Raw genomic sequence first — 13,996 nt, 5'->3', positions numbered from 1 at the left:
ATTATGAAAAAAGCAATTAAAATCTTAGGAACATTAATGCTGTTGGTTTTTACAGCATTATCTTTTTCGTCGTGCAGCAGTGATGATGATCCCACCAATAATGATTTCTTTGCAGGGACTTACAAAGGAAGCATTTCTTATAATGACGGCGGGTCTACCAATATCAGCACCGACAACGGAAGTGTATTTGTAACAAAAATCGCCAGCGGTACCAAGTATAATTTTGGTTTTTCAAACAGTATTCCCGACCTTAATGGGATCGAGTTTGAGCAAAAAGGAGATCATACTCTTGTCATGATCGGCTCAAATGCCACTTCTTATATTAGAATTGATAATAATGAGTTAAAGATTCTATATATTAAGGATGGTAAAACCTGGACAGCCAATTGTACCCGCTAAGCATTCATTAATATATCAAGCCTGTTTTCATATCTGAAGACAGGCTTTTTATTTTCAGGGTAATCTCTTTAATCTTTTTTTAAGCAGTAATAAACTTTAGTTAAGTTTAAAAATACGAGTTTTCTAGCTTGCTTTTTGCATATCTTTATTCAACAAAAAACAAACAGTAATCCTTATGAAAAAATTATTATCTGCAATGTCACTGATCTTAGGACTAGGCCTTGCCACTGCACAGCAGACTGCTCCCGCTACACATACTACGGCTCACCCAACTGTAAAAACAGTAAAAACTACAAAACCGGCAGAAGCAAAACCGGCTGCGATGAAAACAGCAAAACCGGCTGAAGTAAAACCTGCCCAACCTGCTGTTAAATTAAAAAAAGACGGAACCCCGGATAAAAGATACAAAGACAGCAAACACCTTAAAAAAGACGGGACTCCGGACAAAAGATATAAAGAGAACAAATAAGCATAACATTAACATATAGTTGTTATTTTCATAATCAAATTTCGAGATGCCGATGAACACGTTTCATCGGCTTTTTTTATGTATGGTTTTGTAAAAATGACTCCATATTCTATACTTATTTATAAATTTGAGGCATGTTAAACTTCTTCAAGAAAAATGCGGCGCTTATTTGGGCAAAAAAACATGTCCAAAAAGCAGGAGAATTCAAAAAAAATGCAGAGAAAAACCAGGAAGACCTGCTGCTTTCTCTTGTCAATACTGCTCAAAAAACACTTTTTGGACGGGAGCATAATTTTGAAAACATCCATTCTGTAAAAGATTTCCAGGAGAAAGTTCCGGTAGCAGACTATGAGACCCTGAAGCCTTATATTGAAAGAGTAAAAAAAGGACAGGCCAACATTCTCTGGACAGACACGCCGGAGTATTTCGCCAAAACATCGGGAACCACTTCCGGTTCCAAATACATTCCTATCTCTAAAGAAGGAATGCCATTTCAGATTGCCGGGGCCCAAAGTGCTCTTTTTCATTATATCGCTCAAAAAAACAATGCGGATTTCGTCAATGGAAAAATGATATTTCTACAGGGAAGTCCGGAACTGGAAGAGGTTTTTGGCATCAAGACAGGAAGACTCTCCGGTATTGTAGCCCATCATATCCCGGGTTATCTTCAAAAAAACCGTCTGCCAAGCTGGGAAACCAACATTATGGAAGACTGGGAAGCAAAAGTAGATAAGATCATTGAAGAAACAGAACATGAAAATATGACCCTGATTTCAGGCATCCCGCCATGGCTGATCATGTACTTTGAAAAACTGACTGAAAAACATGGCAGGAAGATCAAACAGTTGTTTCCCAATCTTCAGCTTATTGTAACCGGAGGAGTAAATTATGAGCCTTACCGCGATAAAATGGAAGATCTGCTGGGAGGTAAAGTGGATATCATCCAGACTTTCCCTGCTTCTGAGGGATTTTTTGCCTTTCAGGACGATTATACAAGGGAAGGGCTGCTATTGCTGACCAACCACGGAATCTTTTATGAATTCATTCCGCTGGAAGAATATGGCAAGCCCGGAGCCAGAAGATTATCATTAAAAGATATAGAGCTTCATCAAGATTATGCTCTGATCTTAACTACCAATTCCGGATTGTGGGCCTATTCTATTGGAGATGTTGTACGGTTTATTGATAAAAATCCTTACCGGGTTCTGGTAAGCGGCAGGACCAAACATTTCACTTCTGCCTTTGGTGAACATGTCATTGCTTTTGAAGTGGAAGAAGCCATGAAAGCGACCCTCGAAAAGTACCCTGCCCAGATCACGGAGTTTCATCTTGCCCCACAGGTCAACCCGAAGGAAGGACTTCCCTATCATGAATGGCTGATTGAGTTTGAAAAAACACCGGAAGATACAGAAGCTTTCCGAAATGAGCTCGACCGCCAGCTCAGAAATCGGAATACCTATTATAATGATCTGATTTCAGGAAATATTTTACAGACCTTACAAATCACAAAACTCAGGAAAAACGCATTTCACGAATATGCCAAATCCCAGGGAAAATTGGGAGGCCAAAATAAAGCCCCAAGATTGGCTAATGACAGAAACATTGCAGATCTATTAGAAATTTACAAACTTTAAGGATATTTTTTCAATTCCAAAAACGTATATTCGAAAAAAATTATAAATTTGAAAAACTAAAAGAAAATAATGAAAGCATCTGTACTGTTAAAATCGTCTTTATTAACATCTTTATTTGTCATTTCATCTTGTGCTACCACAAAATACAGTGAGGACATTTCAAAAAACAATTACTCTAATCTGGAAGCGGGAAAAGTGTATGTTGTCAAGATGAGAGATGGGTCTCCAACACAAAAAATATTATTCAGAAATGTGGTAGGTGAAAACCTGGTAGGAACTGCCGGCAAAAAAGACAGTACAGAAGTAGTCATTCCCAAATCAAAAGTAGCTGCCGTAAAAGACAGATCAAAAGCGAGAATAGCAGCCGGTGCCACCATCATCGGAGCAGCAGGAGTTGCTGCATTGGTCATCAGTGCTACAAGAGCAGACTAAAATAGATTTTATCTTTTAGGATATATTTACTATATCTTTTAAAAATCAACATATGAATAGTCCTAAATAAATTTTTAGGGCTATTTTTGTTCATGATTTCCTTTACCCCGTTACAAACATTACAAAATGTTGAGTTCAGAAATCTTCTTACCGGGAGATTTTTTATTGTTTTAGCTTTCAGAATGCTTGCCACTTTATTAGGCTGGTGGGTCTATCAGCTCACTAAAGATCCTTTTTCCATAGGCCTCATCGGACTTTCAGAGGTTATTCCCGCGGTAAGCTGCGCTTTATATGCCGGCCATGTGATTGACATGAATGAAAAGAAACGGCTCCTGCTTATCTGCAATTATGCCTATATTTTTCTGATAGGATTATTGCTGATCCCGGCATTTCTCAATGTAGAAATGCATTTTACAGGGCACCAGATTACCTATTTCATCTATGGGGTTATATTTTTCACAGGGATTGCAAGAGCATTTATTGGGCCTATTGTTCCTTCTATGATTCCTAAGATTGTAAAAAAGGAAAACCTCCCCAACGCGGTTACCCTGAATCAGGCCACTTTTCTGATTTCATCGGTATGCGGACATGCTATTGGCGGAATTCTTATCGGATATTTCGGAGTAAAATGGACACTTGTCGTGATCTTATCCCTCATATTCATGGCTTCTTTATTTTTCTGGCAACTGAAAAAGCAGCATTCCGAGAATAAAAAAGGTTCAGTAGATGTGGTGGAAAGTATGCGTGAAGGAATTTCCTATATTTTTAAAACCAAAGAAATTTTAGGAGCTCTATGCCTTGATATGTTTGCGGTCCTTTTCGGGGGAGCCGTGGCTATGATCCCTGTATTTGCAACCGATATCCTCAATTCGGGAGCGGAAGGCTTCGGCTTGCTGAATGCAGCTTCAGATATTGGTTCAATGTGTATCATTACTATTTTATCCATTGTTCCTCTGCGGAAAAACCAGGGTAAAATACTTCTGGTCGTTGTTACAGGGTTCGGACTCTGTATCATTGGATTCGGATTATCCAAACTCTATTGGCTGTCCTTCATGTTCCTTATGATGAGTGGAATGCTGGATGGAATTTCCGTCGTGATCAGGGGAACCATTGTTCAGCTGAAAACACCAGACCATATCCGGGGACGTGTTTTAAGTGTCAATTCAATATTTATTATGTCCAGTAATGAAATGGGACAGTTTGAGAGCGGAGTAATGGCCAAACTGTTGGGAGTCGTACGCTCCGTTGTATTCGGGGGAACCATGACTGTTTTAGTGGCTTTAATTGTAGGAAGCACCAATCCTAAATTAAGAAAGATGCAGTATTAATTTTCTTCCCAGTAAGACATCCGCATCAATACAGGTTAACCTGAGCCCCAATTTAATACGATACCCACCCATAGAGAATAAATCCCCTTTTCCCTATGGGTGGGTATATCATTTATGCTTTACGAAAAACGTCCAGTATCATACATAAAAGACAACAACCGCAGCTGATCAAGGGATTTTTCACAATCAACATCACAGAAGCCGGTCTCCGTGTAAAGAGAAAAAAAACAAAATCAACAATCAATATGTCATTTTATTTAAAAATATATTAAAATTTTCAATTTAAGCTTAATAATTTTCTATATTTGCTATAAAAAACAACCGCTTATGAATAAACCTTTATCATCTTTATCTTTTCCGTAAAAGCAAAGAGCACCTACCTGTAGAGCTGCTCTCATTTTGTTGTAACCACATCAATACAATTTTGTTTTAAAAAATCATTTCAACAATGAAAAAAATACTACTTCTTTTAATTCTATTTATATCGCAGGCGTTCTACTCGCAGTCTGACTGCGTCACGGCAATTCCAATTTGTGGGAACTCTGATATTTCCTATACTCCTTCCGGAGTGGGAAGTATTGTGGAAATTCTCAATCAAAACGGGGGATGCTTAAGCGTAAATGAGACCTACTCGGTATGGTACACTTTCACAGTGGCAACCTCCGGAACCCTTGCCTTTACCATTAAATCTAACGTTCTGAGGGATGATTATGATTTTGCAGTCTATGGCCCTACCAATGGCGGCTGTGCATCTTTACAGAACGACTCCCACGTTTTCGTTAAACCTTTAAGATGTAACTACTGGGGATCGGTAGCTACCGGAGAAACAGGATTAGATTTAAATCTTGCTCCTCCAGCAGTTCTTCCACCTAACAGTTCAGCAATGAACAATGCGGAATGGAGCCCATACATCAATGCATTAGCAGGAGAAACTTATTATCTGGTCATCAACAACCACACCAGGTCAGCCAATGGTTTTTCAATGATCTGGAGCGGAACGGCATCTTTAAGTTCAGCATTCAACGATCCGACATTAGCACCTAATCCGTTTATCACTCCGGGAATTCCATCCGCAGATCCTACACAGCCAAGCAAAGTAATGGTGTGCGGACTTCCGACACAGTTTGATTTTTCAACCCTTACTGCAGGAATCGTAAACGGAAACAATACGAACTTCAATGTCACTTATCACGACAATATCAACGATGTTCTTACCGGAGCATCTCCTCTTACAATAGCTACTGTAGACGCGGTAAAAACATATTACTACAGGATTGCCTATCACGACCCGAGCAACCCGGACAATCCTATGAACGGCTGTTTCATTAACGGGAAATTTAAGTTTGTAGACGCCAGCATTACCGCCAATAGCGCCACCCTTCTGGCCTGCAATAACAACGGAGCTGGTACCGCCACCTATGACCTGACAACAGCCAATGTATTTACAGGAGCCGGAGCAGTCATCAAGTACTATCCTACTCTTGCTGACATGAATGCGGAAACGAACGAAATCACCAATCCAACCAGTTATATTTCACCGGAAACGACAATATATGTAAAAGTGACTTCTGCATTCGGATGTAAGGCTACGGCCACCATCAGATTACAATTTCACCCAACCGTTGTATTAAATGATGCGGTGTTGCAGGAATGCTATATTCCTGATAATGTTAATTTCTCAACCTTTGATCTTAGCCATGCAGCGATCGGGCTTCCCAACCCGATACCTACAGGAACGGTTGTAAAATATTACAAGACGATGGCAGACGCCATGTCTCAGACCAACCCAATTGCCATTCCGGATGCTTACCTTTCATCCAGCACTATAGTATATGCAAGAGTGACCAATGAAAAACAGTGTTTTAATATCGCAAAGATTACGTTAACTGTTTTGCCACCGGTAAAATCTACCGTATTAAAAGACAAAGTAATCTGCGCCGAAGGCAAAACTACCCTGGATGCAGGACCTGGATTTGACGGATACGAATGGAGCACCGGAGAAACAACACAATCTATTAACAATGTGGGAATCGGTACCTACTGGGTAAAACTGAAAACAGGAAAATGTATAACCCTTCAGGAAGTACATGTGCGCGCCAGTTTGCAACCGGTTATTTCCAATATAGAAATCAGCAACAATACGATTAAAGTGACTGCAAACGGAGGTGTACCTCCTTACAAATATTCCATAGACGGAATTAACTGGCAGGACTCTAATTCCTTCACAGGACTTCCAAGAGGCGAAAATACGGTATATGTAAAAGATTCGTTCAATTGTATTCCAGTTCAGGTGACAGTTACTGTTCCTAACCTCATCAATGCCATTACTCCAAACGGAGACAACGTAAATGATGTCATTGACTATTCAGCATTAGCGTACAAGAAAAATCTTGTCTTTATAGTCTATGACAGATACGGAAACAAACTTCATGAGGCGGGCAAAATCAGAAATTTCACATGGGACGGAACTGCCTTTGGTAAAAAAATCCCGACAGGAACTTACTGGTACACGATTTCATGGAATGAAAATGACAAGAATAACACTGAAACCAAGTACTCAGGATGGGTATTGGTAAAAAATAAAGAATAAGTTTTTATTCATACTCTCATAAAAATCACCTCGGACCGAGGTGATTTTTTTTATCAACACCCCCAATGTCCTGTTTACAGTATTTTCACAAGAACTCCTGATAATTTGTTGAATACTATTTTTCAATTATTTTGTAAATAAACTATCTTTGCATTATGGCGCAGAAAGAAACATTATCATCCCTAACTCACGGAAACTTTGCAAAAGAACTTTCTATTGCGGATGGGAAAATGCCACCCAATGCAGTGGATTTCGAAAGACTTGTTATCGGAACCTTTTTGATCGACAAAAAGGGCCTGGACCACTCCATTGACCTTCTTACTCCTGAAGTATTTTATGATCCGAGACATCAGGTCATCTTTTCTACGATTTTAAAACTCTACGAGGGTAACCACCCGGTAGACTTAATGACCATTATCCAGGATTTAAAAAAAGAAGACAAACTAAGCCAGGCCGGAGGGGATCATTACATCATCGATCTGACCATGGGGGTAAGTTCATCTGCCCATATTGAATACCACGTGCGTGTCATTCTTGAAAAATACATTTTAAGAAGTCTTATTAATGTTTCTGCCAACGTAATTGACTCTTCGTATAAAGAATCAACCGATGTTTTTGAGCTTTTGGATAAAGCAGAGCAGTCTTTTTTTGAGATCACCAACGGAACGATCAAAAAGGGTTTCGATACCGCAAACTCATTAGTAAAACAGGCTATTGATACAATTAAATCTTTAAAAGACAAGCAAGGGCTTTCAGGAGTTCCTTCCGGCTTTAGGGATGTGGATAAAGAAACAGGGGGCTGGCAGAATTCTGACCTTATCATCATTGCGGCACGTCCGGCGATGGGTAAAACAGCATTCCTTCTTTCCATGGCAAGAAATATTGCTGTGGGACACAAGATCCCGATGGCTCTTTTCTCGCTCGAGATGGCTTCGGTACAGCTTATCACCAGGATGATCGCTTCTGAGACCAGAATCTCCTCTGAGAAATTAAGAAAAGGAACGCTGGATGACGATGAATGGCAGAGGCTCTTCTCGAATGTTTCAGAATTGGAAAATGCTCCATTATACATCGATGAAACTCCATCCCTGTCCATTTTTGACTTCCGTGCCAAATGCCGGAGATTGGTAATGCAGCATGGCGTAAGGCTGATCATGGTCGACTACCTTCAGCTGATGACCGCAGGAGGAGGCGGAAAAGGCGTGGGAAACCGTGAGCAGGAAATCTCCATGATCTCCCGTTCCCTGAAGGCGATTGCAAAAGAATTAAATGTCCCGGTAATCGCCCTATCCCAGCTTTCAAGAAGTGTGGAAGCCCGTCCCGGAAAGAGACCTCAGCTTTCAGATCTGAGGGAATCCGGAGCGATTGAGCAGGATGCCGATATCGTATCTTTCATCTTCAGACCTGAATATTATAAAATTACGGTATGGGATAACGATGAAGAGGGGCAGGAAACTTCTACAGAAAACCAGGCCGAACTGATTATTGCAAAACACAGAAATGGTGCTACAGCCGATGTGAGATTATCTTTCTTAAAGCACTTTGCCAAATTTGGAGATATCGAGGCTGCATTTGATGGAGGAGCAGGAGGTGGATATCCTTCCAATTTCGGGTCCAATGAACCAAGTGGTTTTGACAGAATCAAAACAACCATTCAGCCTGGTGCAGCATTTGACTTACCAGACAGCTCACAGCTTTCCGGGTCATCCATGAATGATTTTGATGATGACGATGATTTTCCTTTTTAAAAGGTACAATTGAAAACCTGCTAATTTAAAAAAACAAGTTTGAAAATCGAAATATATACTGACGGTGCCTGCAGCGGTAATCCCGGAAAGGGAGGATATGGCATTCTTATGCGCGTTCCCGAAAAAAACTACCAGAAAACATTTTCTAAAGGTTTCCGGAAGACCACCAATAACAGGATGGAGCTCCTGGCCGTCATTACCGCTCTGGAAAAACTAAAGTCCACAGAAAATGACATCCATGTTTATACCGACAGTAAATATGTAGCGGATGCTGTCAATCAAAACTGGATTACAGGATGGATAAAAAGAGGATGGAAGAATGTAAAAAACCCGGATCTCTGGAAAAAATTCATTGAACTATACAACAAGCACCAACCCAAAATGCATTGGGTAAAAGGACATGCCGGCCATTTCGAAAACGAACTTTGCGACAAATTAGCTGTTGCTGCCGCCCAATCTCCCGATCTGGAAATAGACATCTATTTTGAAGGCCTCGATGACAATTCTTTATTTTAATTTAATCAATATAAATTCGCAATAACATTTACACTAACTCATAATAAACCGTAAATTTTAAATAATAATTTAATATTTTAGCGAAATTAACATTAAATACATATTTTTTGATTAGGATTTAATATCTTTACTTATTAAATTAAACTCCTACTCAAATGAATAAAAATCTATTGGCCTACTTTTCTGTTCTGCTATTCTTCATATCGGAAAAATCTTTCGCCCAAACATATCAGCTTACCGGAAATCCCGTCAATACCACCGGATGGACAATGGTTTCCCCTACACAAGTCAATAGTGATTTTATTCAGCTTACTCCTGACACCAATCACCAATCCGGATCTATCAGACTGAATGATCCGATTAATTTAAAATACTGTGATAAATGGAGGGTAGAATTCGACTTCAGAATGGATTCTAACCAAACCTCCAATGGTGACGGAATTGCATTTTGGTATCTTGCAAATCCACCTGTTGCCAGTGTATTGGGTTCCGGTCTTGGCGTTTCCAAAAATGCAGTAGGTTTTATCGTTGGACTTGACTCTTATAATAATACAACTGCAGCTACGATGAGCAAGGTTCACGTTGCCTACGGACAGGTGACCAATACAACCGACACCAACAACGTAGAGTTTTTCAATGTTGCCGGAAGTTCTTTTCACTCACCGGACATGAATACAACCCTGCCTTTTCAGGGCACCACCTTTAAGCATGTTGAAGTAACCGCCCAGGTAGATCCTGCCGCTCCGACCAACTGGATTGTAAAAATAACCATTGATGGCAATGTAATCTGTAATCAGTCTTTTGCTCCTTCAGGTACTGCCGCTTCAATGACAGTGGGTTATTTTGGATTTTCAGCCTCTACAGGAGGGGCAAGATCGAGACATTCTATTAAAAATGTAAAAATTTACACGGATAAAGTTTCTATTCTGCAGAATACAGCAACTCAATCATTTTGTCCCGATCCGACCACAGGATACGGAAGTGTGAATTTAACAACTTTCAATTCTCAATTTGTCAGCACGCCAGGAAACTATACTTTCACCTATTATCCTTTAGGGAGCTCTACGCCTATTGCCAATCCGACCAATTATCAATACAATACCGACACAACCATAACTGTTGTCATAAAAGATAATGCAGGGATTTTATGCGATAATCCTGATGCTAAAATATTGCTGGTACTTTCTCCGTTTAAAGCTGATGATAAAACACTCTTGGCTTGCAATGACAACAAAGCTGGCACCGCCGTTTTCAACCTGACGACAGCCAATGTAACGAATGTTCCCGGCGCTATTAAAAAATACTACAAAACTTTAACTGATCTGAATGCAGGCGTCAATGAAATTGCTTCTCCGGACAATTACCTATCCGCTCCCGGAACAGTATATGTCAAAGTAACAACACCGCAGGGATGTACAGGCACTGCAAAAATAACCTTGGCTTTCTATCCTGAAACCCAGGTCAACGAAGCCTCTCTTCGGTCTTGTTTTATCGAGAACAATATTTCAACTGCGGTATTTGACCTCACCACAGCAAATGTAACCCCATTGGCAGGTGTAAGCAAAAAATATTACACTTCCATCGCTGATGCTTTGGCCGGAACCAACGAAATAGCCAATCCTCAGCAGTATGTTTCGGCAAATACAGTCGTATATGTAAAAGTGACAGACAGCAACGGATGTTTTGCCATAACCAAGATCAATCTGATGGTGCTTCCCCCCGTTATATCCGCAGTTCTGAAAGATAAAATCATCTGTATCGGTGACAAAACAGATCTGGATGCAGGTCCGGGCTTCGATGGATATGAATGGAATACAGGAGCCAAAACCCAATCTATCAAAGGAGTAGATGTGGGCCTTTACTGGGTACTGCTTAAAACCGGAAACTGTATTACCAAGCAGAATGTAAAAGTTATCCCATCTTCCAATCCTGTTATTTCAACCATTGACATCAACAACAATACAATCACCATCAATGTATCCGGAGGAACTCCTCCATACAGATATTCTGTTGATGGGTCCAATTGGCAGGACTCCAATATTTTCACAGGCCTTCAACGCGGAGAGGTAAAGGTTTATGTGAAAGATTTCTACAATTGTACTCCTGTTGAAGTACAGATTACGGTTCCCAATCTTGTCAATGCCATCACTCCAAACGATGACAATGTAAACGATGCTATTGATTACTCTGCATTAGCTTACAAGAAAAATTTAGTTTTCATCGTGTATGACAGATATGGAAACAAACTTTACGAAGCAAATAAAACAAGAAATTTCAAATGGGACGGAACGGCTTCCGGCAAAAAAATCCTTACCGGAACTTATTGGTACACCATCTCATGGAACGAAAACAACAAAAACAATACTGAAACCAAATACTCAGGATGGGTATTGGTAAAAAACAGAGAGTAAACTGCAAAAGATGAAAACTATCCTTTTTCAAAGAGGATAGTTTTTTATGAATATTGAACATTTTTATTCAAAGCAAGCCATAACACATTATAACAATCATTAAACAATACCACAACCAATCTACTATGAAAAAAGATATACTTATTTTTTTACTAACTATTTTATTGTGTCTGCCTGTTAAAATACACTCACAAACCTACCAGCTCTCAGGAAATCCAGTTAATACTACAGGATGGGATCTTGTTTCAGACGCCGTTGTCAGCGGAGACTTTATAAGGCTGACCACTGACCAGACAAGTAAATATGGGGCTATAAAACTATCTACTCCTATTACATTAAGCTATTGTGACAAGTGGAAAGTAGAATTTGATTTCAGAATTGACGGAAACGGAACCGCTCAGTTTGGAAGGGGCGATGGCTTTACATTCTGGTACCTTGTCAATCCGCCAACAGGCTTCGTAGCAGGCGGCGGACTGGGAATCCCTGCGAATGCATCAGGACTCATGGTGGGATTTGACATCTTCAACAACGCGACCGAGGGCCAAATGAGCAAAGTACACATATTATATGGCACCAACAACACTGCCGGAAATAATATAGAGTTTAACAACACTCCCAACAGTACTTTTCACTCCCCTGACCTCAACGCTACTCAACCGTTTGTAGGGAGCACCTATAAACATGTAGAGGTAAACGGAGAAACAGATCTCACTAACCCAGCCAATTGGATCATTAAAATAAAGATTGACGGGGTTTTAATTGTTGATCAATCATTTGCTCCTTCCGGTGCCGCCATCGGAATGACCCAGGGATATTTCGGATTCTCTGCTGCAACAGGAGGAGCAAGTGCCAGACACTCCATTAAAAATGTTAAAGTATTTGTAGATAAAGTTCCTATTCTGAACAATACGGTTACTCCATTCGTCTGTGCAAATCCAGCGACAGGAAATGGTGTCGTAGACCTTACTTCTTACAATAATCAATTTGTCAATAATCCCGGAAATTATATTTTCACCTATTACATACAGGGAAGTTCAACCCCTATTGCCAATCCTTCAGCTTTCCAATATACAGGAAATACAACCATCAAAGTAGTGGTCAAGGATCCTACTTCTACACTTTGTGATAATGGAGATGGAATCATACAACTCAACCCAACCCCTTTCGCTGCAAGTGACGCTACTCTCAACGGATGTAACAATAACAATGCAGGAACGGCAACATTTGACCTTACTTCTGCTGCAGTAACCACTGTACCGGGGGTTACTAAAGAATTCTATCCTTCCCTTTACGACCTGAACGCAGGAACCAATCTGATTACCAATCCGGCGGTATATGTTTCACCAGCAGCAACAGTATATGTAAAGGTGACCACACAACAAGGATGTGTAAGCACCGCTAAAATAACATTAAACATCTACCCTGTAGTGGTAGTGAATGATGCTGAAATCAGATCATGTTCTATAGAAACCAATCCATCTACGGCTTCCTTTAACCTGACAGGAGTTTCAGTAACCACACAGAACGGAACTACAAAAAAATATTACCCATCGTTAACGGACGCCATTAACGGAACCAATGAGATTACCACCAATCTTACAACATACATTGCTCCTACAGGGGTAATTTATATTAAAGTGACCAATGCAAACGGATGCTACTCAGTCGCTAAAGTAACTTTAACTGTTATTCCGCCAACCTTTTCCACTGTTTTAAAGGATAAAATCATTTGCATGGAAGGCAAGACAACATTAGATGCGGGGCCAGGATTTAAAAGCTACGAATGGAGCACAGGAGCCACCACTCAAACCATCAGCAATGTAGGAGTGGGCACCTACTGGGTTAAGCTTAAAACAGGAGACTGCGTTGCCGTACAAACCGTAAAAGTATATGCATCTGAAAATCCTGTTGTGACAAGCATTGATATTTCGGGAAATACAGTTACCGTGTATGTAAACGGAGGAACGCCCCCTTATCAATATTCAATGGACAATGTTAACTGGCAAGACTCTAACATATTCAGCAATGTTTCCAGAGGCGAGGCAAAAGTATTTGTAAAAGACAGTTATAATTGTGCCCCAATCGAAATCAATATCACGGTTCCTAATCTTATCAACGTAATCACTCCTAATGATGACGGCATCAATGATGTGGTAGATTATTCTGCTTTAGCCCATAAACAGAACCTGGAAGTCAACATTTATGACAGATATGGCGTGCAGCTTTTCAAAGCTGATAAAACCAACAGATACATATGGAATGGAACAGCAAACGGAAGAAGAGTTCCTACAGGAAGTTACTGGTATTCCGTAACATGGAATGAGAACAATAAAATCAGTACCCCAATAAAATTCTCAGGATGGATCATGGTCAAAAACAGAGATTAAGAGAACCAGCCATTATCATAAAAAAATCACTCCTTTACCGGGAGTGATTTTTTATATTATTTAAGAGGATATATTTCATTTT

At 40.1% G+C, this 13,996-nt stretch carries 10 protein-coding genes; all 10 read left to right on the top strand.

Annotated features, from left to right (window positions below):
• The first annotated feature begins 3 nt into the window (after positions 1-3).
• The 10 genes from MUW56_RS11855 (at position 4) to MUW56_RS11810 (ending at position 13,914) form a co-directional block, all read left to right on the top strand.
• The gene (locus MUW56_RS11855; protein ID WP_292013395.1) at positions 4-399 is read left to right on the top strand and encodes a hypothetical protein; all 396 of its coding nucleotides are present in this window, start codon (positions 4-6) and stop codon (positions 397-399) included.
• Between the two features lie 175 nt (positions 400-574).
• Positions 575-868 (top strand): hypothetical protein, encoded by a 294-nt coding sequence (locus MUW56_RS11850; protein ID WP_292013394.1) that lies wholly within the window; start codon positions 575-577, stop codon positions 866-868.
• Positions 869-1,002: 134 nt separating this feature from the next.
• Positions 1,003-2,502 carry a GH3 auxin-responsive promoter family protein gene (locus MUW56_RS11845; protein ID WP_292013393.1) on the top strand — a complete coding sequence of 500 codons (1,500 nt, stop codon included), beginning with the start codon at positions 1,003-1,005 and terminating at the stop codon, positions 2,500-2,502.
• 69 nt (positions 2,503-2,571) lie between these two features.
• Positions 2,572-2,934 (top strand): hypothetical protein, encoded by a 363-nt coding sequence (locus MUW56_RS11840; protein WP_292013392.1) that lies wholly within the window; start codon positions 2,572-2,574, stop codon positions 2,932-2,934.
• A gap of 92 nt (positions 2,935-3,026) precedes the next feature.
• Positions 3,027-4,262, top strand: coding sequence for an MFS transporter (locus MUW56_RS11835; RefSeq protein WP_292013391.1), 1,236 nt, complete (start codon positions 3,027-3,029; stop codon positions 4,260-4,262).
• A gap of 448 nt (positions 4,263-4,710) precedes the next feature.
• A complete protein-coding gene (locus MUW56_RS11830; protein ID WP_292013390.1) occupies positions 4,711-6,852 on the top strand; it encodes a T9SS type B sorting domain-containing protein in 2,142 nt (713 codons plus the stop codon).
• A gap of 155 nt (positions 6,853-7,007) precedes the next feature.
• On the top strand, positions 7,008-8,600 hold the full coding sequence (gene dnaB / locus MUW56_RS11825) for a replicative DNA helicase (protein WP_292013389.1): 1,593 nt from the start codon (positions 7,008-7,010) through the stop codon (positions 8,598-8,600).
• Positions 8,601-8,639: 39 nt separating this feature from the next.
• Positions 8,640-9,116 (top strand): ribonuclease HI, encoded by a 477-nt coding sequence (gene rnhA, locus MUW56_RS11820; RefSeq protein WP_292013388.1) that lies wholly within the window; start codon positions 8,640-8,642, stop codon positions 9,114-9,116.
• Positions 9,117-9,271: 155 nt separating this feature from the next.
• A complete protein-coding gene (locus tag MUW56_RS11815) occupies positions 9,272-11,527 on the top strand; it encodes a T9SS type B sorting domain-containing protein (protein WP_292013387.1) in 2,256 nt (751 codons plus the stop codon).
• 125 nt (positions 11,528-11,652) lie between these two features.
• Positions 11,653-13,914: a T9SS type B sorting domain-containing protein gene (locus tag MUW56_RS11810; RefSeq protein WP_292013386.1), complete on the top strand. Its 2,262-nt coding sequence runs from the start codon at positions 11,653-11,655 to the stop codon at positions 13,912-13,914.
• The last annotated feature ends 82 nt before the right edge of the window (positions 13,915-13,996 follow it).

The organism is Chryseobacterium sp., assembly GCF_022869225.1.
Lineage (GTDB): Bacteria > Bacteroidota > Bacteroidia > Flavobacteriales > Weeksellaceae > Chryseobacterium.
This window is presented reverse-complemented; position numbering and strand designations above follow the sequence as displayed.